Source organism: Providencia sp. PROV255 (genome assembly GCF_028478065.1).
Taxonomy (GTDB): domain Bacteria; phylum Pseudomonadota; class Gammaproteobacteria; order Enterobacterales; family Enterobacteriaceae; genus Providencia; species Providencia rettgeri.
In genome coordinates this window covers 115,394-136,701 of record NZ_JAMPMI010000008.1, presented here as the reverse complement: position 1 = coordinate 136,701, position 21,308 = coordinate 115,394, and the positions used below count along the sequence as shown (strand labels likewise).

16 protein-coding genes are annotated in these 21,308 nt (G+C 39.4%); 11 read left to right on the top strand and 5 right to left on the bottom strand.

The genetic code is table 11. From position 1 onward, the window contains the following. Position 1: 1 nt before the first annotated feature. Positions 2-952, bottom strand: a complete 951-nt coding sequence (gene ydgH / locus PR725_RS07515) for a DUF1471 family protein YdgH (RefSeq protein WP_109912180.1) — start codon at positions 950-952, stop codon at positions 2-4. 385 nt (positions 953-1,337) lie between these two features. Here ydgH and pntA point away from each other — a divergent pair, with 385 nt between their 5' ends. Both pntA and pntB read left to right on the top strand, forming a co-directional pair. Next, a complete protein-coding gene (pntA, locus tag PR725_RS07510) occupies positions 1,338-2,867 on the top strand; it encodes a Re/Si-specific NAD(P)(+) transhydrogenase subunit alpha (RefSeq protein WP_110731915.1) in 1,530 nt (509 codons plus the stop codon). A gap of 13 nt (positions 2,868-2,880) precedes the next feature. Further along, the gene (gene pntB / locus PR725_RS07505) at positions 2,881-4,269 is read left to right on the top strand and encodes a Re/Si-specific NAD(P)(+) transhydrogenase subunit beta (RefSeq protein ID WP_004910772.1); all 1,389 of its coding nucleotides are present in this window, start codon (positions 2,881-2,883) and stop codon (positions 4,267-4,269) included. Positions 4,270-4,401: 132 nt separating this feature from the next. Here pntB and PR725_RS07500 read toward each other — a convergent pair whose 3' ends face one another. Beyond that, positions 4,402-5,598 (bottom strand): MFS transporter, encoded by a 1,197-nt coding sequence (locus PR725_RS07500; RefSeq protein ID WP_004910773.1) that lies wholly within the window; start codon positions 5,596-5,598, stop codon positions 4,402-4,404. A gap of 167 nt (positions 5,599-5,765) precedes the next feature. Here PR725_RS07500 and PR725_RS07495 point away from each other — a divergent pair, with 167 nt between their 5' ends. Next, positions 5,766-6,398 (top strand): TetR/AcrR family transcriptional regulator, encoded by a 633-nt coding sequence (locus tag PR725_RS07495; RefSeq protein ID WP_109912182.1) that lies wholly within the window; start codon positions 5,766-5,768, stop codon positions 6,396-6,398. A 49-nt stretch (positions 6,399-6,447) separates the two neighbouring features. Here the strand turns inward: PR725_RS07495 and uspE are convergent, their stop codons facing one another. After that, entirely contained in the window at positions 6,448-7,395 is a 948-nt protein-coding gene (gene uspE, locus PR725_RS07490; RefSeq protein ID WP_004910778.1) for a universal stress protein UspE, read from the bottom strand. Between the two features lie 125 nt (positions 7,396-7,520). Then, positions 7,521-8,276 (bottom strand): FNR family transcription factor, encoded by a 756-nt coding sequence (locus PR725_RS07485; RefSeq protein WP_004254821.1) that lies wholly within the window; start codon positions 8,274-8,276, stop codon positions 7,521-7,523. Between the two features lie 364 nt (positions 8,277-8,640). On the opposite strand from PR725_RS07485, the gene PR725_RS07480 reads away from it, so the two are divergent. The 5 genes from PR725_RS07480 to PR725_RS07460 all read left to right on the top strand — a co-directional run bounded on the left by PR725_RS07480 (position 8,641) and on the right by PR725_RS07460 (position 14,244). Beyond that, positions 8,641-9,651: an NAD(P)H-quinone oxidoreductase gene (locus PR725_RS07480; RefSeq protein WP_117161945.1), complete on the top strand. Its 1,011-nt coding sequence runs from the start codon at positions 8,641-8,643 to the stop codon at positions 9,649-9,651. Positions 9,652-10,055: 404 nt separating this feature from the next. Continuing rightward, on the top strand, positions 10,056-11,996 hold the full coding sequence (locus PR725_RS07475) for a pyridoxal phosphate-dependent decarboxylase family protein (protein WP_117162203.1): 1,941 nt from the start codon (positions 10,056-10,058) through the stop codon (positions 11,994-11,996). A gap of 20 nt (positions 11,997-12,016) precedes the next feature. After that, positions 12,017-13,225 (top strand): tyrosine transporter TyrP, encoded by a 1,209-nt coding sequence (gene tyrP / locus PR725_RS07470; RefSeq protein ID WP_004910783.1) that lies wholly within the window; start codon positions 12,017-12,019, stop codon positions 13,223-13,225. A gap of 271 nt (positions 13,226-13,496) precedes the next feature. Then, on the top strand, positions 13,497-14,048 hold the full coding sequence (locus tag PR725_RS07465; RefSeq protein ID WP_196718405.1) for a PadR family transcriptional regulator: 552 nt from the start codon (positions 13,497-13,499) through the stop codon (positions 14,046-14,048). After that, the gene (locus PR725_RS07460; RefSeq protein ID WP_004910787.1) at positions 14,041-14,244 is read left to right on the top strand and encodes a hypothetical protein; all 204 of its coding nucleotides are present in this window, start codon (positions 14,041-14,043) and stop codon (positions 14,242-14,244) included. Before PR725_RS07465 ends, PR725_RS07460 begins: the two co-directional genes overlap by 8 nt. Before the next feature lie 226 nt (positions 14,245-14,470). Here PR725_RS07460 and PR725_RS07455 read toward each other — a convergent pair whose 3' ends face one another. Beyond that, a complete protein-coding gene (locus PR725_RS07455; protein ID WP_272568346.1) occupies positions 14,471-16,216 on the bottom strand; it encodes an ABC-F family ATP-binding cassette domain-containing protein in 1,746 nt (581 codons plus the stop codon). 418 nt (positions 16,217-16,634) lie between these two features. Between PR725_RS07455 and PR725_RS07450 the strand changes: the two genes are divergently transcribed. The 3 genes from PR725_RS07450 to rbbA all read left to right on the top strand — a co-directional run bounded on the left by PR725_RS07450 (position 16,635) and on the right by rbbA (position 21,306). After that, on the top strand, positions 16,635-17,111 hold the full coding sequence (locus PR725_RS07450) for a GNAT family N-acetyltransferase (RefSeq protein WP_110731917.1): 477 nt from the start codon (positions 16,635-16,637) through the stop codon (positions 17,109-17,111). Positions 17,112-17,482: 371 nt separating this feature from the next. Next, positions 17,483-18,553, top strand: coding sequence for an HlyD family secretion protein (locus tag PR725_RS07445; protein ID WP_004910790.1), 1,071 nt, complete (start codon positions 17,483-17,485; stop codon positions 18,551-18,553). Beyond that, positions 18,550-21,306 (top strand): ribosome-associated ATPase/putative transporter RbbA, encoded by a 2,757-nt coding sequence (rbbA, locus tag PR725_RS07440; RefSeq protein WP_272568341.1) that lies wholly within the window; start codon positions 18,550-18,552, stop codon positions 21,304-21,306. Before PR725_RS07445 ends, rbbA begins: the two co-directional genes overlap by 4 nt. Positions 21,307-21,308 lie beyond the last annotated feature (2 nt).

Sequence of the window (21,308 nt, the reverse complement as noted above, 5' to 3'; positions counted from 1 at the left end):
GTTATTTAAACAAGTCAGCACTGATGGTGACACTTCCACCATTAGATTGCCATTCTCTTGTAATATGGAAATACTTAGCCCCTTTAGCTTCAGCACGTTTTGCTATTTGGTAACGTACTTCTGGCGTATTGGTGTAATATCCTGAGAATGTAATAGAGTCAAATGGAACCATTTGAGCTGCTGCTGTTTTGTTCACTTCTTCAATAACATAGCCACTTGGCAGAGTCACACTAGTACGACCTGGCTGGCTGCTAGAGGTTTCAAAGAAACGACCGACTGCGCTTGTTGGCTCTTCAGAAGATGCAACACCTGGGATACGTACTTTTTTAGCTGCTTCACCGCCTTCAGCTAATAGAGCTCGACCAGCTTCTGAATCAGCAGGAACCACTGCGTCTTCATTAAGTACTTGTCGTTTCGGGGCATCTTTCTTATAGATGTAAGCCGTTGCTAATGTGTTTCCACCATCATTCATTGCGATATTACGAACCACATAGAATGAGGCTGCATTTTTTTCAAGGGCTTTTTTAGCAATAGCCTCATAGAGGTCTGGTTGAGAAGGGTAAAAACCGCTTACCGTAACAGTATCAAAAGGCTCATATTCTGTTGCGTCAGTTTTTGACATTTCTTCAACACCACCGAATACACGACGTTTCGGTGTACCAACTTCTGGTGCATCTTTTGCGTAGACATCTGCAACAACACGCATGTTGCCGCTATCACCTACATCATCAAGGCTTTGAATGTAAAAGGCATATGCCCCCATTTTATCAGCCCTACGGGAGACTGCATCGGATGCTTCATAAATAGCATTAAAGCGCCCGGTAACTGTTATACGCTCATAAGGTTTTAATTCAGTAGCCTGTTTTGGAGTCAATTCAACAGCCGCCTGAGTAGCAGTTATACTAGTTAATGATAACACCGCGGCTGCGATGACCGTAGTTTTCAGCTTCATACAAAATCCTTCCGCCTTGCGCAATTTATTATAAACATGCTGAATCTTAGTTGTATCACATGTACGTGATTATTACACGTAACGGAACCCGTTGTCTCATGATTTTCTTTTTATGAGAAATAAATAATTATTGACTAGTTAAATTTACCAGATTTTTTAAAGTATCCAGTATTTTATTGACCTAAAACTAAGATTTTCACTGCGAATTCCATTTACTGTCTAAGAATCGAGATCAATTATGGATCAAGAAGCTTATTTTCAGTAGGTTATTAGAACATTAAAAATCTGTTTATGCACAAAATAAGACTTTTCTCTGTGATGATAGTCATTATTTTAGCAAACACTCTATTAACAACATTACGTTAGGCATTAAAAAGGGAACATTATGCGTATTGGTATACCAAGAGAAAGACTTGCCAATGAAGCGCGTGTTGCAGCTACACCATCAACAGTGACTCAACTTCTTAAGTTAGGTTTTTCTGTCTGTGTAGAACAAAATGCGGGTCATTTAGCCAGTTTTGATGATGTAGCATACGAACAAGCGGGGGCAGAAATCGTTGATCGTGATACTGCATTTGCTGCGGATATCGTTTTTAAAGTCAACGCGCCACTGGATGATGAAATTCCTCTGTTAAAAGAAGGGGCAACACTGGTGAGTTTCATTTGGCCGGCACAAAATGCTGAGCTAATGGAAGCGTTAAAAGCTCGGAAAATTAACGTGATGGCGATGGATGCCGTGCCACGTATTTCACGTGCCCAGTCACTTGATGCGCTGAGTTCAATGGCAAACATTGCAGGCTACCGTGCAATTGTTGAAGCTGCTCATGAATTTGGCCGTTTTTTTACGGGGCAAATTACGGCAGCAGGTAAAGTGCCTCCAGCGAAAGTCATGATCATCGGTGCTGGGGTTGCTGGTCTTGCTGCAATTGGTGCAGCAGGTAGCTTAGGCGCTATTGTTCGCGCTTTTGACACTCGCCCTGAGGTGAAAGAGCAAGTTCAGAGTATGGGAGCTGAATTCCTTGAGCTAGATTTCAAAGAAGAGGCTGGTAGTGGCGATGGCTATGCCAAAGTGATGTCAGAAGCATTTATTAAAGCTGAGATGGAATTGTTCGCTGCCCAGGCGAAAGAAGTCGATATCATTGTGACTACGGCACTGATCCCAGGTAAACCCGCACCTAAATTGATTACCAAGGAAATGGTTGAATCAATGAAACCAGGGAGTGTGGTTGTCGACTTAGCGGCGCAAACTGGGGGAAACTGTGAATTAACTCAAGCAGATAAGTTGGTTGTGACTGACAATGGCGTAAAAATCATTGGCTACACTGATTTACCAAGCCGTTTGCCAACTCAATCATCACAGTTATATGGAACAAACCTTGTTAACTTGATGAAACTGCTATGCAAAGAAAAAGACGGTGAAATCAACATTGATTTTGACGATCTGGTTATTCGCGGTGTCACAGTGATTAAGCAAGGTGAAATCACCTGGCCTGCCCCCCCAATTCAGGTATCTGCTCAACCGCAGGCGAAACCGCAATCGGTTGAAAAAGTTAAAGCGCCTGAGAAAAAGATGTCACCGACGCTGAAATATGGCTTGATGGCATTAGCCATCATCTTGTTTGGTTGGTTCGCTAATTCAGCGCCAAAAGAGTTTTTATCGCACTTTACGGTATTTGCATTAGCTTGTGTGGTCGGTTATTACGTGGTGTGGAATGTCACTCATGCATTGCATACACCGTTAATGTCAGTCACTAATGCTATTTCAGGGATCATCGTCGTGGGCGCCTTGCTCCAGATTGGAAGCGGTGGCTGGGTAAGCTTCTTATCCTTTATCGCCATATTGATCGCCAGTATCAATATTTTTGGTGGGTTCACTGTAACCCAACGCATGTTAAAAATGTTTCGTAAAGGGTAAGGGGTAACTTATGTTGTCGAGTGGAATTGTGACAGCAGCTTATATAGTTGCTGCTATCCTATTTATTTTCAGCCTTGCTGGGCTATCCCGTCATGAAAGCTCCCAACGAGGGAATACTTACGGCATCATCGGGATGGCTATTGCATTGGTAGCCACGATTTTAGGTCCTCACAGTGCTAATGTGGGCTGGATGATCGTTGCGATGGTTATTGGTGCAGTGATTGGTATTCGCTTAGCGAAAAAAGTTGAAATGACAGAAATGCCTGAGCTGGTGGCTATTTTACATAGTTTTGTCGGTTTAGCAGCAGTGCTGGTTGGTTTCAACAGCTTTATCGCAAGTGAAGGGCACGCTGATGTTGTGATGGAAAACATTCATTTAACAGAAGTTTTCTTAGGGATCTTCATTGGTGCGGTTACCTTCACTGGCTCAGTGGTCGCTTATGGTAAATTATCAGGAAAAATGTCATCAAAACCGATGATGTTACCTAATCGCCATAAACTGAATTTAGCGGCGTTAGTTGTTTCATTCATTCTGTTAGTGATTTTCGTTAAAACAGAAAGTGTGGGCTTACAAGTCTTCTTGATGCTAATCATGACTGCGATTGCTTTAGCTTTTGGCTGGCATTTAGTGGCATCAATTGGTGGAGCGGATATGCCTGTGGTTGTTTCAATGCTGAATTCTTATTCAGGTTGGGCTGCTGCAGCGGCAGGTTTCATGTTAAGCAATGACTTGTTGATCGTCACAGGGGCATTGGTCGGTTCTTCAGGTGCGATTCTGTCCTATATTATGTGTAAGGCGATGAACCGTTCGTTTATCAGTGTTATTGCAGGAGGCTTCGGTACAGATGGCTCTTCAACAGGCACAGAAGAAGAAATGGGTGAGTACCGTGAAAGCACGGCAGAAGAAGTCGCTGAAATGTTGAAAAATTCAACATCGGTAATTATCACTCCAGGCTATGGTATGGCGGTTGCACAAGCACAATACCCTGTTGCGGATATCACCACTAAACTACGTGAACGTGGTATTAATGTGCGTTTTGGTATTCACCCTGTAGCTGGGCGTTTACCTGGCCATATGAACGTATTATTAGCCGAAGCTAAAGTACCTTATGATATCGTATTGGAAATGGATGAAATTAATGATGATTTCTCTGATACCGATACCGTTCTTGTTATTGGTGCTAACGATACGGTTAACCCAGCGGCTCAAGAAGATCCAAACAGCCCAATTGCAGGTATGCCAGTTCTTGAAGTTTGGAAAGCAAGCAATGTCATTGTATTTAAACGTTCAATGAATACTGGCTATGCTGGGGTACAAAACCCATTATTCTTCAAAGAAAATACGCAGATGTTGTTTGGTGATGCGAAAGATAGCGTTGATGCAATCTTACGTGCATTGTAATTTAATGAGTTACTAATTCATTTCAAAAAAAATTAGCAAAGTAAATAAGAAGGGGGGATTGGTTAATTCCAGTCACCCCTTCTTGATATTTGAGAGTTAAATCAGTTTATGTGATGCAGTCTTATAAACGCATCATTTGAGGCAAAATCGAGCGCAATTGGTTAGCCCTCGAGCAAAGGTAAACACTAATAAAAACGCTAGTGTTGATATTATGAGCATGCTCATCATGAGAACTCCGCCATTGAAATTATCCATGACATATCCTCCCACTAAGCTACCAATAGTAATTAAAATTAAAAACATAAAGGTAATCAAAGCTGAACCTTTTTCGGTTAATTCTGGAACATGAACGTGCATCCACATGTTGATTGTTGCAGGAACCATACCCGCAGCAACTCCCCATGAAAAAACAAATATGATACTGGTTGCCCAATTAAAATCTAAAACAGATAATGCGAGAAAAGCTAAGGCCAATAAAAGTGCACTAATCGCAAAATTATAACGAACATTATGTTTTCCGACATAACCTGCCAGTATATTGCCAACGACGCTAGCCACTCCAAAAAAGAGTAATAATGCTGAAATTTGCCCTTCGATAAAGCCTGCGGTTTGTTTAAAGAATACCGTAAAATAATTATAGGCAGAGAAATGTGCTAAAAAAATCAGTGTGAATATAACTAACCCTTTACGTGCAATAGGGTGCGAGGGCATCAATAATAACTCTTTCCATTGCATAGACGAGGACGGCTTTAATGATGGTAAAGAAAAATACTGCATTAAAAATGCGATAGCGCCCGCAATAACTAATGCAATATAAGGTGTTCTCCAACCATAGTTATCAGATAGCCAAGCGCCTAGAGGTACGCCGAGTACGGTAACTAATGTGACTGCCGAAAAAAATATTGTTACGGATGTGGTAATTGACATGTTTTTAGGTGCTAAACGTACGACTAAGCCAGCAGCAACACCCCAAAAACCCCCTAATGCAATTCCTAATGCGAAACGACCTAATAAAACTAAACTAAAATTAGAAGCGAAAGCCGTAATTGCGTTGGCTAATATCATGAGAGCAACTAAGAAAAGTAATACTTGGCGTCTATCGATATTTTTTGCATAAATGGGAACAAATAGGGAGGATACCATGCCTGCGATAGATGTGACTGTCACGGTAAGTCCTGCAGTACCTGTTGATATTTGGAAATCATAAGCGATATTATTCAGGACGCTAATCGCTAAAAATTCACCAGTAACAATAATGAAGCAAGCAAAAGTTGCAGATAATAGTGAAAGCCAGTTACCATTGTGCGAAGAAAAATGAGTTGTTGTCATTTGCTTTCCATGAAAATTGAGTTATTTACAAAAAAATAATTTTATAGTGACCGCTATAAAATTATAGTGCTATTCTTTATGCAAATTTAGGCGCTGTCAATTATTTTTGTAGTGACCACTATAAAATAGTTATGGCATCGTGAGTTGACTGCGAGTAAAGTGAGAAGATGAATCAAATAAAACGCGGGCGGCCTAAAGGCTTTGACCAACAAGATGCATTAGCTAAAGCCATGTTACTTTTTTGGCGAAATGGCTATGTTGCAACCTCAATTAGCGATTTAACTCATGAGCTAGGTATCACCGCACCTAGTCTTTACTGTGCTTTTGGTGATAAAGCATCGTTGTTCAATCAATGTATTGATTATTATTTGATGAATGAAGCTTGCCCTATTTTGTCTATCGTAAAGCAAGCTAAAACGGCGAAAATTGCGATTGAATTACTGATGTACGAAAGCGCCAAAAGGCTAATTCAGCCAAACAAACCCGCAGGTTGTATGTTGATTACTGCGGCAATGAATGGGGCGAAGCAAATCGAAGATGTGCAATTAAACGTTCAAGAAAAACGTAAGAGCTATCAAGAGATTCTACTAGAGCGTATGCGCAAAGGTATTGCTGATGGCGATGTTGCACCAGATGCACCGATTGAAGCTATCGTTGATTTTTATATCACGGTAATTGATGGTTTTACCATCCAAGCGTGTGACGGAATTGAACTTGAGAGGCTGAATCAAGTTATTTTTAATGCTATGCAGGTTTGGCCAGTACTTAATTCCAGCCAACATAAACAGAATCAGGATTGAATTGCTCCCCTAGTTAGTGAATTAGGGGGAGCAATTTTTAAATGATTAATTAATCTTCATCAGCAGGGGTGATAGGGCAGACAAAGCCGTCAGGTTTAATCGCTAATAAATCACATTTTAGCTTATCGATGACATGCTCTGCGGTATTCCCCAAAAAGGCCGCTGAAATCCCTGTACGGCCTAAAATACCCAGCACCACAACCCCCGCATGTAATTCTTCACACATGTCAGGAATAATTTTTTCAGGTAGGCCTTCACGGACATGGGTGTACTTTTCATCAATCCCAAATTTTTGCCGTAGCTCTTTCATCGCAATTAAATGTTGGCCACGTAGTGCGTTGTTATATAAGCTCGGGTCGAAATCGGGCAACTCTATGGCAATATTCATTGGCGCAACAGGATATGCGCTTACTAAATGAATTTCCTGTTCTTTAATAATGCGTGTTGCTAAGTCTTTTGTTTTTTCGACCAATTTAATATTGAGGTCATCGTGATAAGATTCCTCATTTGATAAATTAACGGCAACAACCACGGAACCGTGGTCTGGCCATACTTTATCTTTCACCATCCAGACAGGAGCAGGGCATTTTCGGAGTAAATGCCAGTCTAACGGGGTAAAAATAATTGACTCGAAATTATCGGTTTGATGTGCCATTTTCAGTAATAAGTCATGTTCACCACTGATAACTTCCTGAATAATGGCCTCATATGGCTTGTTGTGCCAAATAACTTTAATTTCAATATCAATGCCTGCTTCAAGATAGAAATGAGCTTGTTGTTTGATCCACGCTGCTTTTTGGCTTATTACACCTTTACGCATGGCATTACGCTCTTCAGGGGACAGTAATGTTGTCATGTCATAGGAAAGGTCGTAGATAGGCAAAAACGCTTTTATCCGTCCACCATTACGCTGCACGATGTAGACAGCACGTCTTAATGCAGGTTGATCATCCTGATTTGGGTCAATTGCAACTAGCAGGTTTTTATAGTTTGCCATATTGAAATCCTCTCGATACACGGATATTTCCATATAGATAAACTATGATATTGAGATTAAATAGGCAAGAAATCTAGGGAAAAAAATGAAAACGGATCACTGATAACGTGATCCGTTTAGGGATATTAGCATGTAATTGCGGAAACTTTACCAGCAATATCAGTCAGTTTAGCCATATCTTCGATGGTGATATACTTACCTTTAACACTCAGCATGCCACTTTTTTGAAAGCGGCCTAATAAACGGCTGATGGTTTCAACAGTTAATCCAAGATAGTTACCAATATCTCCACGAGTCATGGTCAATCTAAATTCTCTTGGTGAAAAACCGCGTTCTGCAAAGCGGTGTGAGAGGTTAAGAATAAATGCAGCTAAACGTTCTTCCGCATTTTTCTTAGATAATAAAAGGATCATTTCTTGGTCACCTTTAATTTCACCGCTCATTAAACGCATAATTTGCTGACGTAAATTAGGCATTTTGCCTGATAAATCATCTAATGTTTCAAAAGGTATTTCACAAACCATTGATGTTTCAAGTGCTTGTGCAAAACTTGGGTGCTGTGTATGAATGATGGCGTCAAAACCAACAAGGTCTCCAGCTAAATGAAAACCGGTAATTTGCTCATCGCCTTCTTCGGTTATTGTATAGCTTTTTATTGTACCAGAGCGGATGGCATATAATGAACGCAACTCATCGCCTGCTTTAAACAAAGCTTGGCCTTTTTGAATTGGTTTCTTGCGTTCGATGATATTATCAAGTTGATCCAGTTCATGTTCATTCAGCGTAAAAGGAATGCAAAGTTGGCTAATACTGCAGTCCTGGCAATGAATAGCACAACCACCAGACTGGATGCGACGAACAACTCTTTTTTCTGGGATCATATTTAAGGCTCAATCAAGTTAAAATTATTGATATGAGTCAATTTTAACATAAGATAATGCAACTGGTAAGTAGTAATGTATGACAGAATCGACTTAATAAACAAAAAAGCCAATCAGAGAACATGGAAGAAATTAGTGAATTTAGATATTAATGCTAAATTAAAGAAGATTACTAAATATAAAATTTGATATAGATTAAATTTCACCCTCTAAACGATAAAAAGATGACAGATATCACCATTGTAATTAATACTTAAAATTATAGTGCTTGAGCACGAAATATTAAACTAATTAGCATTAATTTAACACGAAAATAAATTTATGAATATCAATTTTTCAAATTAACCTCAATAAGGAGATTATAATGACACTTACTCAACAGTCTTTACCCACTTCGATGACAGTTGTTGACATTATAGAACCTGGTGGGTCAGAAAAGCTGCGATTAATTGATAAACCGTTACCTAGAATTTCTGCAGGGTATTTACTTGTTAAGGTGGAAGCTGCGGGCGTTAATCGTCCTGATATTTTTCAGCGTAAGGGATCTTATCCTCCACCGGCTGATGCTTCACCGATTATGGGGCTTGAAATTGCAGGAACTATTGTAGGCAAGGCGGATGATGTAGCGGAATGGCAGCTAGGTGATAAAGTTTGTGGGCTGGTTGCTGGGGGCGGTTATGCGGAATATTGTCTAGTGCATAAGCACATCGCCTTACCGTTAGGGAATTTATCTTTTATCGAGGGGGCGGCAATACCTGAAAACTTTTTTACTGTTTGGGCAAACGTTTTTCAAATCGGCAAGTTAAAAAAAGACGAAACAGTACTTATTCACGGGGGAACATCGGGTATTGGTAGTGTGGCGATTATGTTAGCGAAAGCGTTTGGTGCAACAGTGATTACCACTGTTGGTTCTGAGGATAAGGCTGAAGTTGCAAAATCGTTAGGTGCAGATTGTGCTGTTAACTATAGAAAAGATGATTTTGTTGAGGCTACGCTCAATTATACCTCCTCTCGAGGTGTAGATATGGTCGTGGATATTATCGGTGGCGATTATGTTGCAAAAAATTATCAAGTTGCTGCTAAGTTTGGGCGCATTATCCAGATTGGGATGATGAAAGGTAACCCTAAAGAGTTAAATATGATGCCTTTAATGGTAAAAAGATTAACTCATACGGGATCAACAATGCGTTCTCGAACTATTGAAGAAAAAGTTTTGATCGCACAAGAGCTCAAAGAACAAGTTTGGGGGATGTTACAAAAAGGTGAAATTAAACCTATTGTTAACAAGATCTACCCTTTAGCCCAAGTAAAAGACGCTCATGAGTATATGGAATCAGGTGACCTTACTGGTAAAATTATCCTAATAAACAATTGACTATAATTTTTTAATCTGGTTTTTATTGTTGTATTACGATATATTTATAATAGTAAAAACCAGTCCATTTATAACAAATAATTTACATAATCAAGTCTTTTTAGCGTAAATATCTCTTTACAGTTAACTAAATTTTGATTTTTTGTGCTCGTCCACAAATTAGAATGAAATTCCAATTGGTTTGTTAATAATTTAATAAAAATAGATTATATCTATAAACAAGTTGGCCATTAACGGTTTGTTTATCAATAAGTAATCCTTAAATGATATTTTTAAATGTATATCATTAATATATTGATATCTTTTATATAAACACAGCCCGTTATGCACTTTCCAATGATATTAAGTTAAGTGACTTAAATGCAACTAGCGGCTGCTAATTGCAGTTTGAAGGTGTAGTAATGATGAATAATTTTAAAAATGCAAAGATGAATGTAGATGCATTGTTTTTAGGCCCTAAATCTGAAAATGCTGTCTTTTTCAAAGAAATGATGGAATATTCAGTGAGTGAACACATGCATTGGCGCTCTAGCTATCATCCAGAAGACCCTGATCTTATCTCTACCGTTGACCGCTATGCCCCTGAATACCGAGATACGTTATATCGTACAGAAGGTATTCTTAATCAACTCTCTTCAAAATTAAAAACAACATCAGTTCCATGGTTCTCTCCACGTTATATGGGCCATATGAATGCAGATACGCTGATGATTTCTAATTTAGCTTATGTTATGGCGATGATGTACAACCCTAATAATTGTGCACAAGAATCTTCTCCGACGACAACCGTTTTAGAAATAGAGGCCGGATTAGATTTATGTGCCATGTTTGGTTATGACGTACAACATGCTTGGGGGCATATTACATCAGGTGGGACAGTAGCTAACTATGAAGGATTATGGGTGGCTAGAAATATTAAAACACTACCGTTGGCGGTTATGCAGCACCCAAAATCCCAATACTTGCTAAAGGGGAAAACCGAAAAAGAGTTGCTCAATCTTTCAGTGCCTACAGTTCTAGATTTAATTGACGAATTAAAGAAACAGCAAATTTTTGAAGAAATTCGTGATCTGACCTGTCGTGGCGTTGGAATAGAGCAAGGAAAACTCGGTAAGTTATTGGTTCCTCAGTCTAAACACTATTCATGGATGAAAGCGATGGATATTCTTGGTTTAGGCCAACAGAATATTGTGCAACTACCCGTTGATGCAAGTTATCGAACGGATGTGTGTAAAATGCGTGAAACCGTATTTGCATTGATTGAGCAAGAAGAACCTATTTTAGCAGTCGTTGCCGTTATGGGAACCACAGAAACTGGCGCAATTGACAATGTCAAAGAAGTCATTGAGCTACGACGTGAATGTGAGCAACGTTTTGGTGTTTCTTTTTATGTGCATATCGATGCTGCTTATGCGGGATACGCTTGTGCGATGTTTCGTGATGAAGAAAATCAATTTATGGAGTATGAGAATTTAATCCAACGGTATCATAGTGAAGGAATTTTCCCTGAAAATATGGTGTGGCCAAAACGCGATGTGTATGAAAGTTTTAAAGCATTAAGCCAAGCTGATTCTATTACCGTTGACCCTCATAAAGTGGGGTTTATTCCGTATGCGGCGGGGGCAATTTGTATGAAAGATAAGCGGATTGTAGATTTGGTTTCTTACCATGCCGCTTATGTATTTGAAGAAGTGCAAGAAAAACAGCGTAAAGCAGAAAAAACGCAAAATGTATTACTTGGCTCTTCCATCATGGAAGGATCAAAAGCGGGCGCAACCGCCGCAGCGGTATGGGCTGCACACCGCTTAGTCCCATTAAATGTTTTAGGGTATGGAAAAGTGATTGCCGCAGGGATCATCACAGCTAATTGGATGATTGACAAAATTAATCAATGTGAGCCTTTCATTATTGATGAGCGTCAATTTTCAATTATAGCGATGCCTACGCCTGATTTTCATATGATTAACTTTATGTTTCGTGAAATCGGAAACACCTCTTTAGAAAAGCAAAATCAGCTCAATAAGCGGCTATATGAATTATGCTCTTATGCAGCTGGTCGGAGTTATTCTAATGATTTTCTCACCTCATCAACTTCGCTAACTTATGACGAATATGGTGATAATCCATTGAATTTATGTCGAGATGCACAGTTCTCTGATAACGAATGGCATAAAGTGCGGTCAATTTATGTACTACGGGCAGCGATCATGACGCATTGCTTGCGTGATAGGGCACATTTTGAAACCTATTGGGCGGAGTTAAAAAATATCTTTGAAGATAAACTGCAACAACTCATTAATGAAGAAAATAAGTCAAATCATTCCAATTATAAAATTAATATTTAATTGATTGTTAGGATCTCAATATGAAAAATCGCACACTTGGTAGTGTATTTATTGTTGCAGGTACTACGATTGGCGCAGGTATGTTAGCTATGCCTATCGCGGCTGCGGGTAATGGGTTTTTAGTTAGCTTGGCTATGTTATTAGTGTTATGGGCATTGATGTGTTACACAGCATTGCTTTTGGTCGAGGTTTATCAACATGAATCCCACGAAACGGGGATTGGTAGTGTTGCGCAGCGGTATTTAGGGTCTAGCGGCAAATTTATTACGGGTTTCAGTATGATGTTCCTTATGTATGCACTGACAGCGGCTTATGTCAGTGGTGCAGGGGAAATCATTACTTCAAATTTAAAAAGTAGTTTTGCCATTGAAATGGCCGATTGGATGGGAATTGTTGTATTTACCGTCATTGGCGGTGGCGTTGTATGTTTCGGGACTTCATCCGTAGATTTTATCAACCGTATTTTATTTGCTGCAAAAATTGTTTTCCTAGTCATTATATTGGCATTAATGATACCGCATGTTGAGCAACAAAATTTATTGGCTGCGCCAACTGAAAAAGTTCTCATTTTATCTGCGATACCGGTATTTTTTACCTCATTTGGTTTTCATGGTAGCGTCCCAAGTATCGTTAAATACATGGGAGGGGATGTCAAAAAACTGCGGGTTATTTTTATCATCGGAAGTGCTATCCCATTGATTGCTTATATTTTATGGCAAATCGCAACCTTAGGGAGTATTGGTACAACCACGTTCGTTGGTATTTTGGCTGAAAACGCAGGGCTTAATGGACTATTAGATGCAATTAAGGATGTGGCTCAATCAGGAAAAACAGAGTTAATTGCACAAATGTTCATGAGCTTGGCTCTAGCGACATCTTTCCTTGGGGTTGCTTTAGGGTTATTTGACTTTTTAGCAGACTTATTTAAACGTCAAGATAATGCTTCAGGGCGTCTACAAACAGGTTTACTAACCTTTGGACCACCGCTAGTTTTTGCTTTATTTTATCCTAAAGGGTTTGTGATGGCATTAGGGTATGCCGCAATTGCACTTTCAATACTAGCTTTATTACTACCTAGTGCAATGGCATTTAAATCAAGGGCATTGAACCCACAGAAATATCAAGTATTGGGTGGTGGATTAGGTCTATCATTGGTATTTATTTGTGGCATTATAGTTATTGGTGTTCAGTTAGGGATTGTTTTCAACATATTACCTAATATTGGCTAATAAACCGTTTACTTGCCAGCTGTCTTTTGATAGCTGGCTTGTTCCTTTCCTTAAAGCCTTTCTCAAATTTACGGCATAATTTACTCAGTTAGACAATTTACCGCACATTTTTTACTGTTGTATCGACATTTAGTCGGTATAATCCATATAAGAATGATTATCATTAGCACGTTATGCACAAAAACAGATATATCTAAAGCTGGCATTTTCTGTAAAAGTAACTATTATGTTAGATATATCGGTTTTAGAGTAAATAACCCTGAGAATTTTAATGGCCAGTGAACAACAACTAGACCCGTGTTTGTGTAACGGTAAAAGTGTCAGTCGTATGTTTAACCCTAAACAGTTAAGGATTTACATCCTACATTTACTGACGGGGGGAATTAATTATGGTTATGAGTTAATAAAAAAAATTGCAGAAGAAACGGCAGGTTTTTATTGTCCAAGTCCGGGTGTAATTTATCCGACTCTAACGTTATTAGAAGAGTTAGGGTTTATTTCAGCGGGTAAAGATAATGGAAAAGGGCGCAAGTGTTATGTGATTACTCCAGAAGGTCGCTGTTTTTTATTACTCAAAGCTGAAATATTGGCAGAAGTTCAACTAAAATTAAAATATGCACAGGAATTAAAAGCAGGTAATCAATTTGCTAATGAAATTGAATGTGCTGTAGATAAATTTAAGTCATTGTTGAGACAACAAATCGTGATACAACAGTTGACAAAAGAAGAGACAACAAGAGTCGTTGAGATCATTAACCGCGCAGTGGAACGAATTGAGCAAGTTAATGCGGTGTTAGTGGCAGAGGGAAAATCAAATGGCTAAAACGAATGATATTATACAAGCAAAAGAGCATTTATATATGAAAGAAACAAGCAAAATACCACAGAGCAACGACCCGGTTACTTCTGAAAATGAACCGCCTGTGAATACGAATAAAGATGTTAAATTTAAAGAGGTTGTTTGCCCCAATGTCCCAACGTCATATTTTAAGCGAGCTAAAAAACAAAAAATAAAATAATAATTTGGATAGTTTACAAAATCTTTATTCATACGAAAGGCATAAAGAATAAATGCAATTATTTTCATTATTGATGAATAACAGTACTCAATTTTCTATTATTTCGTCAATAAGGTCAATTTTAGGGTACATATAATTATTTTGTAAACTGTAACTATCATCCTATATCAGTATACGACTTATTGAGAAGGCCCCCTGATCACTTAGCGTCATCAGGGGGTATCGGTTATAAGCCCAATTTAGCGTGTATTTGGGCTATTTCATTTATCCACTGTTGTTGTAACTGTGGCTTTTGGTGGCTTAGTTTGCGTTTTTGATCCGCAAGTAACTTTTGCTCTAATATCAGTAATTTTTCTAGTAGCTCATCTTCATGCGCATCTTCCTCACAAGGAATTTTAATCGCCGATTTAATAGAGACATCTCTCCCAAGTGTAGGCGTTAATAATGACTGGGATTGCAGCTCGATTTTATGATAAATATCATCAACATTAAGGTATTCCTCTAGCCGATTATCATCGATAAACCAGAAGCGTTGGCAGCTATTTTCAATGAGCCATCTATCATGGCTTACAACCAATAATGCTCCAGAAAATAAGCTAATTTGTTCACAAAGCGCTTCCTTGCCTTCTAGATCAAGGTGATTGGTAGGTTCGTCCAATAAAATCAACTCGTACTGAGCTAAACTTAAACCAATAAACAATAACCTAGCGCGTTCTCCACCACTCAGTGTTACTACTTTCTGTTGATGGCGTGAATAAGCAAAACCAGCGCCAATCAAGGCCATTTTTCGTTGTTCATCGGTTAAAGGTGCAAAATGACGTAGTGCCTCTAGTAGGCTATCATTATCATTTAGCTGCTCTAATTGTTGGTCATAATAACCAGCACTGATTGCTGGGTGAAACTTCAATTGCGAGCTATAACGCAAATCTTGTTGATAACATTGCCAAAGTAGACGTAATAGTGTCGATTTACCACAGCCATTAGCGCCCATGATGGCGATACGGTCACCACTTTTCACTTGATGAAATGCCGTTTTAAACAACTGATTTCCATTCGGTGTTGAAACAACAGTGTTTTCCAACTCCAAAACTCTATCTGCAGGAATCGCTTTGCCATTTAAAGCAAGCTTCCATTGATAGCCTTCAGTTAACTCAGTTTGGGCATCTTTAAGCCGATCAATATGTTTTTCCATCTGCTTGGCTTTGCGTGATAAGGCTTCATTGTCATACACATGCCCCCAAATAGCTAAGCGCTTGGCACTTGATGCAATACGGTCAATTTCTTTTTGCTCGGCTTGATTACGACGTGCATCAGTAATGTCTTTTTCACTCAATGCTTGCCGTGCTGCACTGCAAGGTAACCGATAAAAATGCAGTGATTTATCTCGTAAAATCCAAGTGCAGTTACTCACCTTATCTAATAATGACTGGTCATGAGACACGAGTACGAAACTGCCTTTCCATGACTGTAAGAAATTACCTAACCAAATAAGTGTGGGTAAATCTAAATGATTACTTGGTTCATCAAGTAGTAGTAAATCGGGCTGCTCAATTAAAGCACGACCTAGAAGCAAACGAGTATGTTGCCCTCCACTGATGGCATAAGCTTTTTGTTCCCACTGTTCAGGTGTAAAACCTAATTCTGATAATAAAACTTCAGCCCGCCAGCGTTCAGTGACTTTGTCTTGTTCAGGTAATTTTTGAACCAGTGCATCAAGGAGTGTTAAGGAAGCAATATCATCGGGTAAATGTTGTTCAATATAAGCAGTAACACAGTGGTTCGCATAAGTAATACTGCCATTATTAGGGGACAATTGCTGGGTTATTAGCTTCAATAATGTACTTTTTCCGCTTCCGTTATGGCCAATTAAACCAATACGGTCGCCTTGTTGAACGGTAAAAGAGATATCATTCAATAAAGTCGAGGTTGAAGTATCGTAATTTAGTGATTTTACAGTTAATAAAGTGCTCATAGCTTACTCAAATTTTAGGCATAAAAATGCCAGGGCATAGTCGTCACGACAACCCAGTAAGCTGAGGGAAGATTTTCTTTAGTGGCTTCGCTCAGGCAGGGTTATCGCAGTATAAAACTGTGAAAGCCTGAGCTCTGGCGATTACCAAAGAAGTGTGAGTATTCAATAAGATCACACAACAGCATAGATTAGCCTCCTTAATATTTGTTAAGTTAATCCATGAGATAATCATAGCAAACATAGTCTTTGGCAAACAATGTCCAGAAATGCGTTGTTTGATTATTATTGTTAAATTAAGTATATACACAGATATAAATGATACTTATATCATGCACGAAGAAATGAATAATACTGCTGTGAATTGGGTTCTTCGTTGGTAACGTTTAAAATTAGGATTCAAAAGCTAAGAGAGCCCCACATGAACGTAGAAATAAAGTCAGCAACCCACCAAGATGCCGCTTTGATATTAGATATGATCATTGAACTTGCGGATTACGAAAAAGCACGTCATGAAGTGAAAGCTACAGTTGCTGATATCGAAAATTCCTTATTCGATGAAAATTCAAGCACTGAAGCATTGATTTGTTATGTCGATGGGCAGCCAGCAGGGTATGCCGTATTCTTTACAAGTTATTCAACATGGTTAGGTAATAGTGGCATTTATTTAGAGGATTTATATGTATCCCCTAATTATAGAGGGGCAGGAGCCGGAAAAAAACTATTGAAACATATTGCAAAATTGGCCGTAGATCGAAAATGCCAGCGTCTGGAATGGAGCGTTCTTGATTGGAATCAGCCAGCGATTGATTTCTATAAAAGTATAGGTGCGCAACCACAGGATGAGTGGGTTCGTTACCGCATGGACGAAAAAACGATAGCTGAATTTGCTTGCTAATATTTATTCAAATCAAATGTTATTAATAAAGCCAGTAAACTAATTGACTGGCTTTATTTTTTATATATTGAATTAAATGTATACAATTAATGCCTTATTATTGTTTTTATCTGTCTATTCTACCTTTTTGTGACACAAGGCAACTTCACTTAACTTAAATGCTGATAAAATGTTATTAAATTAGATAGATAGCTAATTTAATAACTGTGTTTACACGTACTAACATAGTTAAAAAATAAAAAATTATTACTTTTGTCTTAGTTGTATTTATTTAGCATATAGGACAGTTATATCGTTTTATTAATATTTACCAGGTTAATAATCAAAATAATTGTTGTTCCTTGTTTTCTCATTTAATGGAAAGGGATGGTATGAAAATAAATAAGCAAAAAATATCTTTTTACATCATTTTAATAATAATTATTGTTGCGGGTGGTTTTTATTACTGGAATGTTAATTCAGGTGGGCTACCTGCTGGATTTGCACAAAGTAATGGCCGTATAGAAGCAACGGAAATTGATATTGCGACTAAGACTGCAGGGCGCATTGAAACGATTAATGTAAAAGAAGGCGATTTTGTTAAAGAAGGGCAAGAACTTGCTCGTATGGATACACGAGCGCTCCAAGAGCAGCTTCATGAAGTACAAGCCCAGTTACGCCAAGCGATTAGTGCAGTGACAACAGCCGAATCTGCTTTAGCCCAACGAAAAAGTGAAAAAGTTGCCGCTCAAGCGGTTGTTCGCCAACGTGAAGCGGAATTAGACGCCGCACAGAAACGATTAAATCGCTCTAGAGCTTTGGTAAGAACCAACGCTGTTTCTCAACAACAAGTCGATGACGATACAGCGCAGATGCAAGGTGCTCGCGCAGCACTGGAGGCGTCAAAAGCGCAAGTTGCCGCCGCGACATCAGCGATTGATTCTGCAAGCGCCGGTATTGTCCAAGCGAAAAACCGTGTTGATGCAGCGACAGCAACGGAACGTCGCATTATTGCGGACTTAGATGACAGTATTCTAAAAGCACCAAGAAACGGGCGCATTCAATACCGTGTCGCTGAGCCTGGAGAGGTACTTGGCGCTGGTGGGCGGGTCTTGAATATGGTCGATTTAAGTGATGTGTATATGACCTTTTTCTTACCGACTGAAGATGCAGGTAAAGTTGCCTTAGGCAGTGATGTTCACATTATCCTTGATGCTGCACCAAACATCGTGATCCCAGCAAAAACCACGTTCGTGGCAAGTGTTGCACAATTCACACCCAAAACCGTAGAAACACAAAATGAACGCTTAAAATTGATGTTCAGAGTACGTGCGCGTATTTCCCCTGAGTTATTAGAGCAACACTTAGAATATGTCAAAACAGGGTTACCTGGTAAAGCGTATGTACGTTTGGATCCGAATGAATCTTGGCCTGCTGAACTTGAGGTGAGATTACCACAATGACCAATAGACTGATGGATGATGTGATTATCGATATACAGCATGTCAGCCAGCATTATGGTGATAATTGTGCGTTGGATGACATTGTACTTTCCATCCCAGCAAGAAAAATGGTTGGGTTGATTGGTCCAGATGGTGTAGGAAAATCAAGCTTGATTTCTCTGATCGCGGGGGCAAGAGTGATTCAAGAAGGCCAAATAACGGTACTTGATGGTGATATGAATGACATTGAACACCGCCGAGCTGTTTGCCCTCGCATCGCTTATATGCCACAAGGTTTAGGGAAGAATCTCTACCATACATTATCTGTTTATGAAAACGTCGATTTTTTTGGGCGTTTATTTGGCCAATCAAAAGCTGAGCGTGAATATCGCATTCAAGATTTACTTGAAAGTACAGGGCTTGCACCCTTTAAAGACCGTCCTGCTGGCAAATTATCAGGAGGCATGAAACAAAAGTTGGGATTATGCTGTGCGTTAATTCATGATCCCGATTTATTAATTTTAGATGAACCTACCACTGGGGTTGACCCGTTATCTCGTGCACAATTTTGGGATTTAATCGATCGTATTCGTTTGCGACAAACCAATATGAGTGTTTTGGTCGCAACAGCTTACATGGAAGAAGCCGAACGTTTTGATTGGTTAGTGGCAATGGATGATGGCAAGGTGCTTGCCACTGGCCATGCATCTGAATTAAAAGCACAGACGCAATGTGATGACCTTGAAGCTGCGTTTATTCAATTACTACCAGAAGAAAAGCGTAGCGGGCACAAAAAGGTTGTGATCCCTGCGCGTGATACCACAAAAGACAATATTATTGCCATTGAGGCTCAAGACCTAACCATGCGTTTTGGCAACTTTGTCGCTGTTGACCATGTTAATTTTAAAATTCCGAAAGGGGAGATTTTCGGATTTTTAGGCTCCAATGGCTGTGGTAAATCAACCACAATGAAAATGTTGACGGGTTTATTACAAGCCAGTGAAGGTCAAGCGTGGCTATTTGGTCAAGAAATTGATCCGAAGGATATCGAAACACGCAAACGCGTCGGTTATATGTCGCAAGCTTTCTCGTTATATAGTGAACTCAGTGTTGAGCAAAACCTTGAACTGCATGCAAAACTCTTTCATATTCCAGAAGAAAAAATCGCACAACGCATTGATGATATGTGTCAACGATTTGAACTCGAGGAAGTCAGGGGTACTATGCCTGATGATTTGCCTTTAGGAATTCGTCAACGGTTATCTTTAGCTGTCGCTGTTATTCATGAACCTGAAATGTTAATCCTCGATGAGCCAACGTCAGGAGTGGACCCTGTTGCCAGAGATATGTTCTGGAATTTAATGGTCGATTTATCAAGGCGTGACGGCGTCACAATTTTTATCTCAACTCACTTTATGAATGAAGCCGAACGCTGTGACCGGATTTCATTAATGCATGCAGGAAAGGTACTTGATTGTGATACGCCTGCAAACTTAACCAAAAAACGCGGATTAGCGACGTTAGAAGAAACTTTTATTGCTTATTTGCAAGATGCGGTAGGTGATGCAGGGCAAGGGCAAGAAACTGCGCCTGAGTTCCATGTTGACCCTGAACTGAAAGAACAAGCGACTGAAGCGTTGAAAAAACGCTTTAGTTTACGTCGGTTATTTAGTTATTCCATCCGGGAAGGCATGGAATTGCGTCGAGATCCTGTCCGTTCTACATTGGCGTTATTGGGAACTGTAATTCTTATGTTTATCATGGGTTACGGTATTAGTATGGATGTAGAAAATTTACGTTTTTCAGTACTCGATCGCGACCAAACAGGGCTAAGTCAGGGATATACTCTGAACTTAGCAGGCTCACGTTACTTTATCGAACAACCACCAATTAAAGATTATGATGACTTAGAGGCAAAAATGCGTAGCGGTGATGTTACTGTTGCGATTGAAATTCCACCTAATTTTGCTAGGGATATCGCTCGTGGTAATAACGTCAAAATTGGCGTGTGGATTGATGGTGCCATGCCAAACCGTGCTGAAACTGTGCGTGGCTATGTACAAGCAATGCACTTAGCATGGCTAAGTACGATGGCTGCTCGTCAACCCGTAGGTGTTGCTGGTATGCCCGCTATCGACATTGAAACTCGATATCGTTATAACCCAGATGTTCGCAGTTTGCCGGCGATTGTTCCCGCGGTTATTCCATTATTATTAATGATGATACCCGCCATGCTGAGTGCGTTAAGTGTTGTTCGAGAAAAAGAACTTGGTTCGATTATCAATCTTTATGTCACCCCGATCACCAAATTAGAATTTTTACTTGGAAAACAGCTCCCTTATATTCTATTAGGCATGTTTAACTTTGTATTACTTTGCATATTATCAGTGTATATATTTGGTGTTGAATTCAAAGGTAGTTTTCTGACATTAACGCTGGCAGCATTTCTGTATATCAGTATTGCAACAGGTATGGGGCTGCTAATTTCATGCTTTATGAAAAGCCAAATCGCAGCAATTTTTGGTACTTCTATCATCACATTGATACCAGCAACTCAGTTTTCAGGAATGATTGACCCTGTCTCATCATTGGAAGGTATTGGCCGCTGGGTTGGGATGGTTTATCCAACATCACATTTTTTGACTATCACGCGAGGAACCTTCTCTAAGGGGTTAAATTTATTTGATTTACAGTCATCATTTATTCCATTACTGATCACCGTACCACTGGTTATTGGGCTAAGTGTTTTATTCCTGAAAAAGCAGGAGGCATAGTG

Bases quoted from the DNA above. Each gene is read 5' to 3' on its own strand.
- ydgH (WP_109912180.1), bottom strand. From the start codon at position 952: ATGAAGCTGAAAACTACGGTCATCGCAGCCGCGGTGTTATCATTAACT.
- pntA (WP_110731915.1), top strand. From the start codon at position 1,338: ATGCGTATTGGTATACCAAGAGAAAGACTTGCCAATGAAGCGCGTGTT.
- PR725_RS07500 (WP_004910773.1), bottom strand. From the start codon at position 5,598: ATGACAACAACTCATTTTTCTTCGCACAATGGTAACTGGCTTTCACTA.
- PR725_RS07495 (WP_109912182.1), top strand. From the start codon at position 5,766: ATGAATCAAATAAAACGCGGGCGGCCTAAAGGCTTTGACCAACAAGAT.
- uspE (WP_004910778.1), bottom strand. From the start codon at position 7,395: ATGGCAAACTATAAAAACCTGCTAGTTGCAATTGACCCAAATCAGGAT.
- PR725_RS07485 (WP_004254821.1), bottom strand. From the start codon at position 8,276: ATGATCCCAGAAAAAAGAGTTGTTCGTCGCATCCAGTCTGGTGGTTGT.
- PR725_RS07480 (WP_117161945.1), top strand. From the start codon at position 8,641: ATGACACTTACTCAACAGTCTTTACCCACTTCGATGACAGTTGTTGAC.
- PR725_RS07475 (WP_117162203.1), top strand. From the start codon at position 10,056: ATGAATAATTTTAAAAATGCAAAGATGAATGTAGATGCATTGTTTTTA.
- tyrP (WP_004910783.1), top strand. From the start codon at position 12,017: ATGAAAAATCGCACACTTGGTAGTGTATTTATTGTTGCAGGTACTACG.
- PR725_RS07465 (WP_196718405.1), top strand. From the start codon at position 13,497: ATGGCCAGTGAACAACAACTAGACCCGTGTTTGTGTAACGGTAAAAGT.
- PR725_RS07460 (WP_004910787.1), top strand. From the start codon at position 14,041: ATGGCTAAAACGAATGATATTATACAAGCAAAAGAGCATTTATATATG.
- PR725_RS07455 (WP_272568346.1), bottom strand. From the start codon at position 16,216: ATGAGCACTTTATTAACTGTAAAATCACTAAATTACGATACTTCAACC.
- PR725_RS07450 (WP_110731917.1), top strand. From the start codon at position 16,635: ATGAACGTAGAAATAAAGTCAGCAACCCACCAAGATGCCGCTTTGATA.
- PR725_RS07445 (WP_004910790.1), top strand. From the start codon at position 17,483: ATGAAAATAAATAAGCAAAAAATATCTTTTTACATCATTTTAATAATA.
- rbbA (WP_272568341.1), top strand. From the start codon at position 18,550: ATGACCAATAGACTGATGGATGATGTGATTATCGATATACAGCATGTC.